Source organism: Microbacterium sp. NPDC089189, assembly GCF_040685095.1.
Lineage (GTDB): Bacteria > Actinomycetota > Actinomycetes > Actinomycetales > Microbacteriaceae > Microbacterium.
Window position 1 is genome coordinate 136,703 of the sequence record NZ_JBFBHG010000001.1, and the last position, 14,917, is coordinate 151,619.

The 14,917-nt window shown below is 69.3% G+C and carries 13 protein-coding genes, 1 tRNA gene and 1 other RNA gene; 6 read left to right on the forward strand and 9 right to left on the reverse strand.

Translation table 11 applies throughout. The features are described 5' to 3' along the window. Window positions 1-34: 34 nt before the first annotated feature. From AB0N73_RS00680 to AB0N73_RS00715, 8 genes are all read right to left on the reverse strand, one after another. Window positions 35-1,255, reverse strand: coding sequence for a helix-turn-helix domain-containing protein (locus AB0N73_RS00680; protein ID WP_363559309.1), 1,221 nt, complete (start codon window positions 1,253-1,255; stop codon window positions 35-37). 2 nt (window positions 1,256-1,257) lie between these two features. Continuing rightward, window positions 1,258-3,987, reverse strand: coding sequence for a pyruvate dehydrogenase (acetyl-transferring), homodimeric type (aceE, locus tag AB0N73_RS00685; protein WP_363559311.1), 2,730 nt, complete (start codon window positions 3,985-3,987; stop codon window positions 1,258-1,260). 263 nt (window positions 3,988-4,250) lie between these two features. Beyond that, window positions 4,251-4,326: transfer RNA gene (locus AB0N73_RS00690), tRNA-Val, on the reverse strand. Window positions 4,327-4,361: 35 nt separating this feature from the next. Next, entirely contained in the window at window positions 4,362-5,153 is a 792-nt protein-coding gene (locus tag AB0N73_RS00695; RefSeq protein ID WP_363559313.1) for a hypothetical protein, read from the reverse strand. Beyond that, complete coding sequence (locus tag AB0N73_RS00700) at window positions 5,147-5,662, reverse strand: hypothetical protein (RefSeq protein WP_363559315.1); 516 nt, start codon at window positions 5,660-5,662, stop codon at window positions 5,147-5,149. The genes AB0N73_RS00695 and AB0N73_RS00700 overlap by 7 nt, the downstream gene beginning before the upstream one ends. A 102-nt stretch (window positions 5,663-5,764) precedes the next feature. Continuing rightward, entirely contained in the window at window positions 5,765-6,592 is an 828-nt protein-coding gene (locus AB0N73_RS00705) for an ABC transporter permease (protein ID WP_363559317.1), read from the reverse strand. A gap of 26 nt (window positions 6,593-6,618) precedes the next feature. Then, window positions 6,619-7,626 (reverse strand): aliphatic sulfonate ABC transporter substrate-binding protein, encoded by a 1,008-nt coding sequence (locus AB0N73_RS00710; RefSeq protein ID WP_363559319.1) that lies wholly within the window; start codon window positions 7,624-7,626, stop codon window positions 6,619-6,621. A 50-nt stretch (window positions 7,627-7,676) separates the two neighbouring features. Beyond that, a complete protein-coding gene (locus AB0N73_RS00715) occupies window positions 7,677-8,486 on the reverse strand; it encodes an ABC transporter ATP-binding protein (protein WP_363559321.1) in 810 nt (269 codons plus the stop codon). Between the two features lie 138 nt (window positions 8,487-8,624). On the opposite strand from AB0N73_RS00715, the gene AB0N73_RS00720 reads away from it, so the two are divergent. The 6 genes from AB0N73_RS00720 (at window position 8,625) to AB0N73_RS00745 (ending at window position 13,248) form a co-directional block, all read left to right on the forward strand. Next, window positions 8,625-9,356: a C4-type zinc ribbon domain-containing protein gene (locus tag AB0N73_RS00720; RefSeq protein ID WP_363559323.1), complete on the forward strand. Its 732-nt coding sequence runs from the start codon at window positions 8,625-8,627 to the stop codon at window positions 9,354-9,356. Window positions 9,357-9,371: 15 nt separating this feature from the next. Next, window positions 9,372-11,081 (forward strand): bifunctional 3'-5' exonuclease/DNA polymerase, encoded by a 1,710-nt coding sequence (locus tag AB0N73_RS00725; protein WP_363559325.1) that lies wholly within the window; start codon window positions 9,372-9,374, stop codon window positions 11,079-11,081. Window positions 11,082-11,096: 15 nt separating this feature from the next. Beyond that, window positions 11,097-11,457, forward strand: an RNA gene (gene rnpB / locus AB0N73_RS00730) — RNase P RNA component class A. Between the two features lie 371 nt (window positions 11,458-11,828). Then, complete coding sequence (locus AB0N73_RS00735; RefSeq protein WP_363559327.1) at window positions 11,829-11,957, forward strand: hypothetical protein; 129 nt, start codon at window positions 11,829-11,831, stop codon at window positions 11,955-11,957. A gap of 470 nt (window positions 11,958-12,427) precedes the next feature. Further along, on the forward strand, window positions 12,428-12,691 hold the full coding sequence (locus AB0N73_RS00740; RefSeq protein WP_363559484.1) for a helix-turn-helix transcriptional regulator: 264 nt from the start codon (window positions 12,428-12,430) through the stop codon (window positions 12,689-12,691). After that, window positions 12,688-13,248: a hypothetical protein gene (locus tag AB0N73_RS00745; protein ID WP_363559329.1), complete on the forward strand. Its 561-nt coding sequence runs from the start codon at window positions 12,688-12,690 to the stop codon at window positions 13,246-13,248. Before AB0N73_RS00740 ends, AB0N73_RS00745 begins: the two co-directional genes overlap by 4 nt. A 488-nt stretch (window positions 13,249-13,736) precedes the next feature. Here AB0N73_RS00745 and AB0N73_RS00750 read toward each other — a convergent pair whose 3' ends face one another. Then, window positions 13,737-14,879 carry a nitroreductase family protein gene (locus AB0N73_RS00750; RefSeq protein ID WP_363559331.1) on the reverse strand — a complete coding sequence of 381 codons (1,143 nt, stop codon included), beginning with the start codon at window positions 14,877-14,879 and terminating at the stop codon, window positions 13,737-13,739. Window positions 14,880-14,917 lie beyond the last annotated feature (38 nt).

Consider the following 14,917-nt stretch of genomic DNA (forward strand, 5'->3'; position numbering starts at 1 on the left):
AAAGCGGACTTCCTTTGCAGATATCCCATAAATGTCAGCGGGGACGGCGTGTCGAGGCGGATCGGCGACGTGTCGTGTCGGTGCCGATGGCCCCCAGGATGAGCGAGGTCTGCAGGATGAGCGCCTCGCGCGGGCCCGTGGCATCCCACCCGATGACGTCCGAGACCCGCTTCAAGCGGTAGCGCACGGTGTTCGGGTGGACGAACAGCTCGCGGGCGGTCGCCTCGAGCGAGCGCCCGTTGTCGAGGTAGCTCCAGAGGGTGGTGACCAGGTCCTGGCTGTGCGCCCGCAGCGGTCGGTAGATGCGTTCCACCAACGTGTGCTTGGCGAGCGGGTCGCCGGCGAGGGCGCGCTCGGGCAGGAGGTCGTCTGCCTCCACGGGGCGCGGGGCGTTGCGCCACGCCCGCGCGACGGCGAACCCGGCGAGCGAGGCGCGGGCGCTCTGGCTGGCGTCGACGAGCGCGGGGACCGTGGGGCCGAGCACGAGGTGGCCCTCGCCGAAGCCGGGTTCGAGCCGGCGGGCGATCTCGGGGAAGGAGAGCTCGCCCTGTTCGTCTCCGCCGGCACGGAGAGCCGGATCGGTGCGGCCGATGACGAGCACCAGGCGCGAGCCCTGCACCCCGACGAGCACGTCGACGCCGAGCTTGCGGGCCATGCGGCGCAACTGGTCGACGTCGAACTGCGGCGGCGTGGTGCCGACGAGGACCGAGACCTCGCCGTGCCCGTGCCAACCGAGGGCGGCGATGCGGCTGGGGAGCTCCTCATCCGCTTCGCCGGTGAGGATGGAGTCGACGACGAGGGCTTCCAGTCGTGCGTCCCAGAGACCACGCGCCTCGGCGGCGCGCGCGTACAGGTCGGCGGCGGTGAAGGCGACCTCGCGCGAGTAGAGCAGCATCGCCTCGCGCAGGTCCTCGCCGCGACCGGCGACGCGTTCCTCGGTCATCTCGACCGTCACGCGGGTGAGCTGCAGCGTCTGCTGCAGGCTCACCGAACGCAGCAGCTCACGCGGAGCGGCGGCGAAGATGTCGGCCGCGATCCGCGGTGTCGCGGTGGGGTCGTCGTACCACTCGATGAACGAGGTGATCCCCGCCTGCGCCACCAAGCCGACCGAAGAGCGCCGCCCGGGCGGCATGGCCGCGTACCAGGGCAGCGTCTCTTCGAGTCGCTTGATGATGACGGTTGCCAGATCCCCGGAGATCCGACGAAGCCACGCGAGTGTCTCCGCCTTTTCTGCGGGATCCGGGGATCTGGCCATTCTCAGCTCTCGCCGCCGGCGTTGCCGGTGGTGCCGGCGTTGACGTCGTGCAGGCGGTACTTCTCGATCGCCTGGGCGACGACCGCGCGGTCGACGCGTCCCTCATCCGCGAGACCCTGGAGGGTCCGCACGACGATCGAGGGGCCGTCGATCTTGAAGAAGCGACGCGCGGCGGCGCGGGTGTCGGAGAAGCCGAACCCGTCGGCGCCGAGGGTCAGGTACCGGTTCGGCACCCACTGGCGGATCTGGTCCTGCACGGCGTGCATGAAGTCGCTGACGCCGACGACGGGGCCGTCGATGCCGCGGAGCTTCTCGGTCAGGTACGACGTGCGGGGCTCCGCCTCGGGGTGGAGGAAGTTGTGCTCCTCGGCCGCCAGGGCGTCGTTGCGCAGCTCGGACCACGACGTGACCGACCAGACGTCGGCGCTCACGCCCCAGTCGTCGCGCAGCAGCTGCTGTGCCTCGATCGCCCACGGCACGGCCACACCCGACGCGAGGATCTGCGCGCGGTTGCCCTCGCCGTGACCCTCGGCCACGCGGTGGATGCCGCGCAGGATGCCGTCGACATCCACGTTCTCCGGCTCGGCCGGCTGCACGTAGGGCTCGTTGTAGACCGTCAGGTAGTACATGACGTTCGGGTCTTCGTGCTCCCCGCCGTACATGCGCTCGAGGCCCGCGCGGATGATGTGCGCGATCTCGTAGCCGTAGGCCGGGTCGTACGCGACGGTGGCCGGGTTCGTCGACGCGAGCAGCGGCGAGTGGCCGTCGGCGTGCTGCAGGCCCTCACCCGTGAGGGTGGTGCGGCCGGCGGTGGCGCCGATGATGAAGCCTCGGGCCATCTGGTCGCCGGCGGCCCACTGGGCGTCACCGGTGCGCTGGAAGCCGAACATCGAGTAGAAGACGTACACCGGGATGAGCGGCTCGCCGTGCGTGGCGTACGACGTGCCGGTCGCGGTGAACGCCGCGACGGCGCCCGCCTCGTTGATGCCGACGTGCAGGATCTGTCCCTGCGGGCTCTCCTTGTACGCCAGCAGCAGCTCGCGGTCGACGGAGGTGTAGTTCTGCCCGTTCGGGTTGTAGATCTTCGCCGTGGGGAAGTAGGCGTCGATACCGAAGGTGCGCGCCTCATCCGGGATGATCGGCACGATGCGGTGACCGAAGTCCTTCGAGCGCAGCAGGTCCTTCAGCAGTCGGACGAACGCCATGGTCGTGGCGATCTGCTGCGTTCCGGAGCCCTTCTTGGGCAGCGCGTACGCCTTCTCGTCGGGCAGCTGGAGTCCGACGTGGTGGCTGCGACGCTCCGGGAGGTACCCGCCGAGCGCGCGGCGACGCTCCTGCATGTACTGGATCGTCTCGTCCTGCGGGCCGGGGTTGAAGTACGGCGGCTCGTAGGGGTTCTCCTCGAGCTGGGCGTCCGTGATCGGGATGCGCATCGAGTCGCGGAAGTTCTTCAGGTCCTCGAGCGTCATCTTCTTCATCTGGTGGGTCGCGTTGCGTCCCTCGAAGTGGTGACCCAGACCGTAGCCCTTGATCGTCTTCGCGAGGATGACGGTGGGCTGGCCCTTGTGCTCGGTGGCTGCCTTGTAGGCCGCGTACACCTTGGTGTAGTCGAGGCCACCACGGCGCAGCTTGCCCCAGATGTCGTCGTCCGACCAGTCGGTGACGAGCTTGGCGGCGCGCTCGTCGCGTGCGAAGAAGTGATCGCGGATGAATCCGCCGTCTTCGGCGCGGTAGGTCTGGAAATCGCCGTCGGGCGTCGTGTTCATGAGGTTCACGAGCGCGCCGTCGCTGTCCTTGGCGAGCAGCTCGTCCCATCCGCGGCCCCAGACGGCCTTGATGACGTTCCAGCCGGCACCGCGGAAGAAGCTTTCGAGCTCCTGGATGATCTTGCCGTTGCCGCGGACGGGGCCGTCCAGACGCTGCAGGTTGCAGTTGATGACGAAGGTCAGGTTGTCGAGACCCTCGTTGGCAGCGACCTGGAGCTGACCGCGGCTCTCGACCTCATCCATCTCGCCGTCGCCGAGGAAGGCCCAGACGCGGGAGTTGGAGAGATCCTTGATGCCGCGGTTGGTGAGGTACTTGTTCGCCATCGCCTGGTAGATGGCGTTGATCGGGCCGATACCCATCGACACCGTCGGGAACTGCCAGTACTCCGGCATGAGGCGCGGGTGCGGGTAGGACGGGATGCCGTCGGGAGCCTTCGACTTCTCCTGGCGGAAGCCGTCGAGCTGCTGCTCGGTCAGGCGTCCCTCGAGGAAGGAGCGGGCGTAGATGCCGGGGGAGGCGTGACCCTGGATGAAGATCTGGTCTCCGCCGGATGGGTCGTCGAGACCCCGGAAGAAGTGGTTGAAACCGACTTCGTAGAGCGAGGCCGACGACGCGTACGTCGAGATGTGCCCGCCCACGCCGATGCCGGGGCGCTGCGCGCGGTGCACGGTGAGTGCAGCGTTCCAGCGGATCCAGCGGCGGTAGCGGCGCTCGAGCTCTTCGTCGCCCGGGAAGGCGGGCTCGTTCTCCGGCGCGATCGTGTTGATGTAGTCGGTGGTGGGAACCTGCGGCACATTCAGCTGCAGTTCGCGCGACGAGTGCAGCAGGCTCAGCATGATCTCGCGGCCGCGGCCACGACCCTTCGCCTGAACGAGCTGCTCGAGGGACTCACGCCATTCGGCGGTCTCTTCCGGGTCGGCGTCTAGGGGGCCCTGGGAGTACGGATCCTGTTCGTTGACAGTCACGTGACACCTTTCATCGCTCGGCAGGTCTTGCCGGAAAGAACCATCGGATCGGTGCAGGCCTTGTTTGCCACGGACAACGCACCATCCGCCAGCTTAGCGAGTCGCCAGCCCCCGCCGGTCGCCCCGCCCCACCCCATCGACCCGCGAGACAGCACTTCGGCGCCGAGACAGCGGGTTTAACCCACCGTCTCGGCGCGAGAGTGCTGTCTCGCGGTTCGGAGGGGGTGGGGTGCGCGCGGGGTGCCGGGAGGGTGGCGCGGGGATGGTGGGCCCTGCCGGGATCGAACCGACGACATCCACGGTGTAAACGTGGCGCTCTACCAGCTGAGCTAAAGGCCCTTCGAGAGCGAGTCTACCGATGCAGCGCGGGCGGCTCAGCAGCCGGGGCCGGTCGGGTTCTCGGCGCAGGTCTGATCGACCAGGGCGGTGCGCGCATCGAGGATCCGCACGTTCTGCGGGCCGGTGCCCGCGGTCACGAGGCCCGTCACGGGCCGCTCGAAGGTGCCGAAGTCGGCCACCGCCGAGTACCCGACCGTCGTCGTGACGGCGTATGTGCCGGGCGTGGCATACACGTGGCTCGTGGGTGTCGGGGTGAACTGCGCCTGCCCGAGCGCGGCCCAGGTCGACCCACCGCTCGACGTCGTGGCGCTCGTGCCGTCACCGTGCCCGAAGGTGAACCGCGTCGGCGTGAAGTGCACCGTCACCGGTCGGTCGAACAGCGTGCCGGGAATGCTGTGGGCGGAGGCCGACGCCACCAGATTGGTCGGCAGCCCCGCCACACCGAGCCCACCGGGTTCGACCGCGAACCCCGGGGCGGCGGGGCGGAACGACGCCAGGTCGGCAAGGGTGACGTCGGGGATGACCTCGACGCCATAGCCGCCACGGCAGAGGAACGTCAGACATCCGGGCGGGATCGCGTTGCCGAACTCGTCGGTGCGCCACGTGTCGATCGGGTTGATCTCGGGCACACCCGCCTCGAACTCGCCGCCGCCCGTCTCACCGCCCGGGCGTGTCCCACCTCCGCCGATATCCACCTGGCTGCCGTCGTTGTCGATCGTGCATCCACCGACGAGCGGTGCTCCGGAGTCGCACCCTCCCTGTGAACTCATCGCGGCCGGACCGAGGAGGAGGAGCAGGCTCAGCGGCCAGCCGATGGCGGTCAGCATGTTCCGACACTCGTGTCGGGTTCGATGGCCGTCACATGATTCTCGGAGATTGTGACGAGCAGGGGCTGTCGCGGCGGTCGATCTGGGGAGACCATGGAGCGGCCTTCGGCGTCGACGACATCGACGGCCGAGACGTCGTAACAGACAGAGAGGATTACCTCGCCCGAAGCCCACTGCTTCGGCGTCACTTCGGCGGCCAAACTGTCGCCGACAATTGTCACGCCATCTGCGTGCCATCCGGAGTACGTCTCGCGGTCGGACGAGTTGATCTCGCCCGAGGTCATGGCAAACAACGACTCAAACGTCGCGGGGTCGCTCAGATCCACCGCATTTACCGCATCCACATACTCCCGGTACGTCGCCTCGGCGGCGGCGAACGCCTCCGCCTCCGACGCGAAGCCCGTCGGGGTCGGGGTGGGTGAGGGGGTGGGGGTCGTGCATCCGCTGAACACGAGCGCACCGATGAGCGCCGCGGTGGCGGCGAGAGCGGGGGTGAGGCGCCGTCGCATGCCCGACACGGTAGTTCGGCGTGCGACGGCGGCGCAGGGATTCTCCACAGGGAGCCGCCGGAATCCGGTCGACGCGGCTCGGGGGAGGAGAGAGGAGAGGTGTCAGCCCCAGCGGCGCACGGCCCAGCGCTGCACGAGGCCCAGCAGCGAGTCGGTGATCTTGCCCAGCACGGCGAGCAGGATGATCGCGAGCACGATCTGATCGATCCGGCCGGTCTGCTGTCCACGCGAGAGCAGGAAGCCGAGACCCATGGATGCGGCGATCAGCTCGGCCGCGACGAGGAACAGCCAGGCCTGCACGAGGGCGAGGCGCAATCCCGAGAAGAGCGCGGGCAGGACGGCCGGCAACTGCACGGTGAAGAAGAGCCGTAGGCCGGTGAAGCCGAACGAACGCCCGAGTTCGACCAGGTGCGCGTCGACGTGGCGCAGCGCGAGCGAGACGGTCGTGAAGACCGGGAAGAACGCGCCGATCGCGATGAGGATGATCTTCGATTCCTCGCCGATCTGGAACCACACGATCAGCAGCGGCACCCACGCGAGGCTCGGCACCGCGCGGATCACGCCGAGCGTCGGATCGAGCACGATGTTCCAGAAGCGCGACAGCCCGACGAGTCCGCCGATCGCGATGCCGAGCAGGGCACCCGCTGCGAAACCGAGCAACACGCGCTGCAGGGAGATCGCGGTGAACTGCCACAGCTCGCCGCGTTCGGCCAGACCGATGCCGGCCTCCACGACCGCGGCGGGGCTGGGGAATTTGTACGGCGGGACGAGGGGCGCGCCGGGGAGCGTGATCAGAAACCAGACGATCAGGAGCACGACCGGCAGCACCGCGCCCAGCGCGATCTGCACGGCGGGTCGGGACAGCAGCCCCCGTGCGGTCGTGGCCTCGGCGGCGGAACGTGCGGCGGGAGCCGTGCCGGTCGCGCTCATGATCGTCGTCTCCTGTGGTCGCCGGGTCAGCCGGCGGCGTTCTCGGCGAACTGGGGGGCGAAGAGCGTCTCGAGTGCGGTGTCGATCGCATCCTGAGATGCCACGTCGCCCAGCGAGACCTGGATGACGCCGATCGGCGCGAGGATGTTGGCCAGTGCCTCGCCGGGCACCGGGTCGACGTCGAGGCCCTCGCGCTCCTCGATGACCTTCTGCGCGACGGCGAGGTCGATGACGGCGGCGTCCGCGAGGATCTGCGCGGTCTCCTCGGGGTTCGCGAGTGCCCATTCGCGGGCGCGCTCGTACGCGTCGACGACGGCCTGCACGACCTCGGGGCTGTCGGAGATGATCGACTCGGTCGCGTTCAGGACGCTGTAGGAGTTGAGGTCCAGGTCGCGGTAGAGCAGCTGCGCGCCGCCCGCTTCCGCCGTGGCCATGATCGGGTCGAGACCCGACCAGGCGTCGACCGAGCCGGCCTGGAGCGCTGCCCATCCGTCGGGGTGAAGCAGGTTCTCGACGGTGACGTCGTCGATCGAGAGGCCGTTCGCTTCGAGCGCCTGCACGAGGAAGAAGTACGGGTCGGTGCCGAGCGCGGCGGCGACGCGCTTGCCCTTGAGGTCTTCGACCGAGGTGATCTCGGAGTCGGCGGGGACGACGAGCGCCGACCACTCGGGCTGCGCCACCACATCCACGATCTGCTGCGGGGCGCCGTTCGCGCGGGCGAGGAGCGCCGCGGACCCGGCGGTCGAGCCGAAGTCGATGGCGCCCGCGCGGAGGGCCTCGTTGGCCTTGGAGGAGCCGAGCGACTGGACCCAGTTGACGGTGTAGCCGGCCTCCTCGAGCCATCCCTGGTCCTTCACGATGAGGCTCAGCGGGTTGTAGGTGGCCCAGTCGATGTTGATCGTGGTGCCGGCCGGATCGGCCGACGCGGCGGCGGGCTCGGAGCTGGAGCCTTCGCCGGCGACGCAGCCGGACAGGGCGAGCGCGGCGACGACGGCGCCGGCCGCGAGGGCGAGATGACGACGGGGACGGGACATGGGGGAGCCTCTCGATTGCTGTGGAAAGGGACGAAGAGCAGGAAGGGGGTTCAGTGCGCGTGACGGTCGATGCCGAGCGCGCCCAGCAGGTCGGCGCGCATCTCGGCGAGCTGTGCCGAGCCGCGGTCGCGCGGGCGGTCGCCGGGAACGGTCAGCAGTTGCTGGATGCGGGCACCCGGGCGGTCCGGATCGGTGCCGAGCACGATGATCCGGTCGGCGACCTGCAGTGCTTCGTCGACGTCGTGCGTGACGAGCAGTGTCGTCGTGGGCGCTTCGCCGAGCACGGAGAGCAGCAGGTCCTGCATCCGCAGTCGCGTGAGGGCGTCCAGGGCGCCGAACGGCTCGTCGAGCAGCAGCACGCCGGGGCGACGCGCGAGCGCGCGGGCGAGCGAGGTGCGCTGGGCCATGCCGCCGGAGATCTGACGGGGGCGGTGGTCGGCGAAGTCGGTCAGGCCGATGAGGGAGAGTAGCGCGGCGATCCGCTCGCTCTGCTCGGGACGCGACAGGCCTCGCGGCAGCCCCAGCGCGATGTTCTCGGCCACCGAGCGCCACGGCAGCAGGCGCGGCTCCTGGAACCCCACGGCCACGCGCGGGTCGATGCCGGTGACCGGCTCGTCGTCGATGAGGACGCGCCCCTCGCTGGCGGAGTCGAGTCCGCCAGCGATGCGCAGCAGCGTCGACTTGCCGGAGCCGGAGGCGCCGAGGATGGCGACCAGCTCGCCCGGCGCCACGGTGAGATCGATGTCCTGCAGCACGGTGTGCGTGCCGAACGTGCGTCCGACGCCCTCGAAGCGGACACGGGCGGCGGGCAGGGCGGATGATGCCGAGGTGACGCTGCCGGATGCGACGGCGGTGGTCATGCGGAATCCTCTCCGGTGCGGGTCGAATTCTGAAACTAACGATCATGGCGGCCGCGGGCACGATGGTCGACACGGGGGGTAACAGTCGTTCACGCGGCGTGCCGCATCGGCGTCGTCCGCCTGGCGTAGGTTGGAGGGGTGAACGCCGCCCCCTCCGACCAACTGCGCCTGCTCGACCTCGCAGACATCGACGCCCGCCGTTCCCAGGCCGATCACGCACGTCGCAACCCTCCGCAGGCCGCCCGCGTGGCCGAGCTGCGCGCCGCACGCCAGGTGCTGGGGCAGGAGCTGGCCGCGCGACAGGGCGTGGTCGACGACCTTCGCATCGAGCTCCGCCGCATCGAATCGGATGTGGCCGTCGTCGTGGCGCGTCGCGACCGCGACAACGCGCTGCTGGCGACGACCGCCAGCGCCAAGGACGCCGTCAGCATCGAGCACGAGCTCGCCTCGCTCACGCGCCGCCAGGACGAGCTCGAAGAGACGCAGCTCGAGCTCATGGAGCGCATCGACGCCGCCGAGCTCGCCGTCGCCGAGCAGCAGACGGCCGTCACCGCGACGAACGACGAGGGCTCCGCGTTGTCCGCGGCGGCGAAGGACGCCATCGCTGCCGCCACGGCGCAGGGGGAGCAGCTCGACCGCGATCGCGCGGCCGTCACCGCGGGGCTTCCCGCCGATCTGCTGGCGCTCTACGAGCGTGTCGCGCAGCGCAGCGCCGGGGCCGCCCTGCTGCACGCCCGCACCTGCGGCGGCTGCCACATGATGCTGGCGGGCACAGACTTGGGCGTCATCCGCCAGGCGGCCGACGACGTGGTCGTCACCTGCCCGCAGTGCGACTGCATCCTGGTGCGCACCGACGAGTCGGGGCTGTGATCGGCCCGACGGGCGATGCGCGCCGCGGCCGTTGAGGCCGCCCCCGCCTGGACGATCAGGGCGGGATCCGAGGTCGTGGATCTCGATGCCGACGGCACGGTCCTCGGCCGTGCCGCCTGGAACCCCGCGGATGTCGCGGGGGCGGTGTCGTCGCGGCCCGACACCCGATGGGTCTGGGCCGACACGGCCGCCGTCTACCCCGAGTTCCTCGCGGCGGGCACGCGCGTCGATCGCGCCTGGGATCTGCGTCTGTCGCGCCGCATCCTGCGTCTGAGCCCCCTGGTCGACGCTGCGGCACGGCTGGCGGCGCCCGACGTGTGGGACCGCGCCGCCGAGCCGATGCCGGTGAGCGACGCGTTGTTCGCGCTCACCGACGGGCCGGTGCTCGGTGTCGACGATCTCGTCGCCGAGCTGAGCCGGCAACGCGCGCTCACCGACGGCGCCGCGGATGCCGCTCGGCTCCGTCTCCTGCTCCACGCCGAGTCCGCGGGGGCGCTGATCGCCGCCGAGATGCACGCCGCCGGCCTGCCGTGGGACCGCGCGGCGCACGAGCGCATCCTCGTCGAGGTGCTGGGAGCGCGTGCCGCGTCGGGGGCGCCGCCCGAGAAGATGCAGCAGCTGGCGGCGGTCGTCCGCGCCGCGCTGGGCGACCCCGCCGCATCCCTCGACTCGCCGCCGAAGCTCCTCCGGTCGCTGCACCGCGTGGGGGTCATGGTCGCCTCGACGAGCCGCTGGGAGCTGGCCGAGCAGCAGCACCCCGTCGTCGAGCCGCTGCTCGAGTACAAGAAGATGGCGCGACTGCTGAGCGCCAATGGATGGGGCTGGCTCGACGAATGGGTGCGTGACGGCCGCTTCCGGCCCGTCTACATCCCGGCGGGCGTCGTGACGGGACGCTGGGCGTCCAACGGCGGGGGAGCGCTGCAGATCCCGCGGCAGCTGCGCCCGGCGATGCGCGCCGATCCCGGCTGGGTCATCGTCGACGCCGACGTGGCGCAGCTGGAGCCGCGCGTGCTCGCGGGGATGTCGCGCGACGCACGGATGGCGACGGCCGCGCGCGGTCTGGACCTCTACGAGGGGATCGTGGCGACGGGGGCGGTCGCCACGCGCGAAGAGGCGAAGTATGCGGTGCTCGGCGCGATGTATGGGGCGACCAGCGGCGACAGCGGGCGACTCGTCCCACGGCTGCGCCGAGCGTTCCCGGCCGCCATGGCCCTCGTGGACGACGCCGCCCGCATCGGCGAAGAGGCGGGTGCCGTCTCGACGTGGCTGGGGCGGGGTTCACCGCCGCCCGAGGATGCCTGGCTCGCGCTGCAGTCGCTCTCGACGGAGGAGGGCACCGATGCCGCGGTCTCCGAGCGCGCACGGCGATCGGCGCGGGATCGCGGGCGCTTTACCCGCAACTACATCGTGCAAGGGACGGCGGCCGAGTGGGCGCTGTGCTGGCTGGCCGAGATCCGCCACCGGCTCTCGCAGCTGCCGGCGGTCGTCGACGCGCCCACCGCCGATCGCTCGGGTCCGGCGTTCGCCCGCCGGGCGCACCTGGTGTTCTTCCTGCACGACGAGGTCATCGTGCACGCGCCCGCCGCGCAGGCCGAGCAGGTCGCGGCCATCGTCGTCGAGGCCGCGACGGCCGCGGGGCGGCGGATGTTCGGCACCTTCCCCATCGACTTTCCCCTCGACGTGGCCGTCTCGCCCGCGGGCGGCGCGGTGACGGCGGACGGATAGACTCGACGACGCGAATGGGTCGGCTGGACGGTCGCGTCGCGGGCAACCGCGCCGAGGAACGTCCGGGCTCCACAGGGCAGGACGGTGGGTAACCCCCACCCGGAGAGATCCGCGAGACAGTGCCACAGAGAGCAGACCGCCCGGGTTCCGACCCGGGTAAGGGTGAAAGGGTGGTGTAAGAGACCACCGGGGTCGTGGTGACGCGACCCGCACGGTAAACCTCGTCCGGAGCAAGGTCAGACAGGGGATGACGACGCGGCCCGCCGAGTCCCCGGGTAGACCGCTAGAGCGGCACGGCAACGTGTCGCCGAGAGAGATGACCGTCCACGGGGCTTCGGCCCCCGGACAGAACCCGGCGTACAGGCCGGCCCATTCGCCTCATTGACGCTGACCTGGTATTTCAGGCGGTTCCTCGTGCGCGAGCCCGCGAGCGATTCGCACGATCACCGAGAACTCTGTCGACGGCCTCCCGCGTGCGGTCGTCAGAATCCGCTGTTTGACCTAGGCGTCGAGAGTGTCGGTCGCCGACGTGTGCCCTAGCCCCCGTATACGGGCTTCATGAGCTAGCGAGATCGGATGAGCACGCTCGCGTAATAGTGCCGCGGTGCATGCATCCCGATGCCTGTCGTCACGGTGTGAGTCCCGCGGACCCCGCGGTCGATCCCTACAGGTGGCGTAGCCGCGGGCTAGTGATGCTGCTCCCGTCGAGCGCGAACAGGGGCTCGCCGGCGCGTGCCCTCTTTCGCCGTGCAGGATATCCTCCCGTCGCCCTTCGTCGGAGGCCGACACCGCATCGGCGAGCTGCTGACGCTCAACTCGGGCGGCGATTCCGAGAAAAGCCGTCGCGGCGCCGAGCGTGAGCGTGACGGCGATTGAGCGGATGCGAGCGCATGGATATTGCCATCTCAGCTATCCAACACGCGACTGTTGACTACTCATTGCAGCCCACGGGCCGTCGAGGTGGGCGCGTGCCTCTTGTACGCGCTGGCTGGCACCCCGCGCCTGGACAGGCCACCTTGGGCGACCACTCGTTCGTCACTCGCGCGCGGCTAGAGTTCACCAACGATGTCGGCGTCATGGCCTTGCATCCGTGTGTCCGGCAGGCGGCCGCGAGTCGCGACCCGAGCGTGTTCGACGCGATGATGATGACCCCTGTGACGCGTCAGGGCGCTGTCTTTCGGGCCGGACCCAGAAGGAGGAATTGAGCCCGAAGGATCCCCCACTCACCGTGCATCAGGCTCCCCGCGCGCGCGATCCGTAGGCGCGCTCTTTCGTCAGGGCGAGGACCTATGTAGATTTACGTCATGAGGCGATCAAATGCACTTGTGGCGCTGGCCGGCACCATCATGGACGCGCCGACAGAGCAACATTACGGATACCAACTCAGCCGCAGCTCCGGGCTTCGGTCTGGAGTGCTCTACCCGATCCTCCAGAGGCTGCTCAATGAAGGTTGGTTGATTGATGGGTGGGAGCAGATCGACCCCGCACTTGAGAAGCGGCCCGCTCGCCGGTACTACACGTTAACCGAGGCAGGAATGCGAGAGCTAGGTGCGCTCGCGAAGCCCCAGATTGCACCTGCTCCGACGCAAGCGCCGGCGAGGTTCGCATGAGCGCCTACGCCCTTGAAATTGGGAGCGTCCTGCTGGGCGTGGCGTTCGGGATGATCGCCTTCGGGTTCGTGCCCACCGTCGCCGCGAAATTTATCTCCCTCGCGTTCCGCAAGTCCGACCCCAGGCGGCAAGAGCTCGTGGCCGAGGTACGCGGGGTACCTCGGTGGGAGAGGCCGATCTGGGTGGGCGAGCAGATTGGCCGAATCTTCACGGAGGCCATCCCCGATCGCGCGGCTGCGCGATTCAAGCCATCGATGCGTATGCAGACCAGCTTGGGGGGACGCCTAGACCTGACCGAACTGTTCGGGGAGCCGGCGGAACTGAACCTTCTAGGCGCCGAGCCCGGCGGACGGATGCTCGGAATCATCGCAGCCCGGGGGCATGAAGAGCTCTTCGCGATTCCGCTGCGTCGACCTCAGGAGACCATCACGATCGCCGTGAGCCGAAAGCGCAGGAACCGAGTGATCATGCACGTCGGCGACTCATATGCCGTGTTCACGAGCTTTCCTCGGCCCGCCCGACGCAAGCGTCGACTGCAGACTATAGAGGCGCGGTGACAGGGCGAGACGCGCTGTCGACAATGTGCAGCGTCGCCCTGGTGCGGCGCCGTAGCCAGATTCATGACCTGAAGCGTCGCCCATCCCGTTCGTCTCACAACCCGATATGTGCCCACATCTTAGGCAACAGCGGGCCGGGCAATCGAACCGCCTCCTTCTCTGCGCCTCAACGGCTAAGGCCGGTTCGCAGTACCCGGAAGCTGCACCATGCTCGCCCCAGGCGGGATCCCAGTACTTCTCGGTCTGCCCGTCGTCCTTGAGTTAGAGCGCCGCCGTTGCCCGAGGGCCGCCCCTCTCGATGCTCATACGGCGGCCGCGTGGCGTGCCCGAGCGTGGAGACGGAGGATCGTCAGATGACCCGTGTGCCGTCCGCGTCTGTGAATCGGAGAGCCTGACACCACGTGGCGAGGGACTGTCTCGCGCCGAGGGCAACGAGCACGCTGCTTCGCCCATGAAGGCGGGTGCCCGTGGCCCTGGTCTCCGTGGGGTCATCGGATGACCGTGTCGAGCGCGCGACGCGGCGAACGCGCGCGGCGGTGACCTTCCTCGCCATAGCCGATGGCGACCATCATGATCACGGCCTCGTGCTCCGGGATGCCGATCGCAGCGCGGGCGCGAGCGATGCGGTCGTTGGTGAGGCTCATGTTCAGCATGCAACTGTCGATGCCGATGGAATGCAGCGCCATCACGAGATTCATCGCAAACAGACCACCGTCGATCCACGCCTGATTCCGCTCGCCCGGACCGCAGAACCGGTACAGATCCGTCGTGACGACCGCGACGACGGGGATGTCCCCGAAGCCGCCGTTGCCGTTCTGGAACTTCCGCGCCTTCAGCGCGGCGTCGTCGCGCAGGAAGCGGACTCTCCACGACTGGCGGTTGCAGACGGAGGGAGCGCTCATCGCGAGAGTCACCGCACGCTGCAGGTCTTCGTCCGCCACGGGCCGGTCGCTGAAGTTGCGGACACTGTGCCGGGAGAGGAAGAACGCTTCCGGATCATTCACCCCACGGTCAGCGGGCTCGGTAAGCGGAGCGATCTCGTCGGACACACCGCCGCCGGCGTTCCACTCGCGCAGCGCCGTCGTCGACGATGCGGCGTGCGCGTAAAGCTCGGTCCTCGCGTCGACGCGAGGCATGAGGTCCTCGATGCGGTCGCCGACGTGCGTACCGAAAGGACGCCGCGGCTCCTTGAACGTCAGGGCCTTCTCGACGCGGTTGTAGTCCTTCGTGAGCTGAGTTTCGACGTTCGCGATAGGCATCCCGGAGAACACCAGCGGGTCTGACGGCGTCATGAACTTCGCGTACCGCTGAGCGTCTCGCAGGAACTCGCGACGTGCACGCCATTTCTCGAGCGGCCGCATGATCGGTCCCGCCGCACGACGGAGCGCCGGGATCCTCTCGCTCGGCACGAGCTTGCGGATAGCCGACTTGACCATGTTGTTTCCCCCCGAATGCAAAAGCTGATCGAAATGATTCGTACAGGCCGGCCCATTCGCCTCAGTCCCGCAGGATCGCACGGCATCCGCGCTCGCGTTCTCGGAGAATCGCCCGTTTCTCGGAGGATTCCGGCTGATTCCTCCGAGAACGGCACGTTTCTCCGAGATCCGAGCGGACACGCGCCCGAACGCCATCGCACGCCGCCGCCGCGTGCGGTGACGGCGGGGCTCAG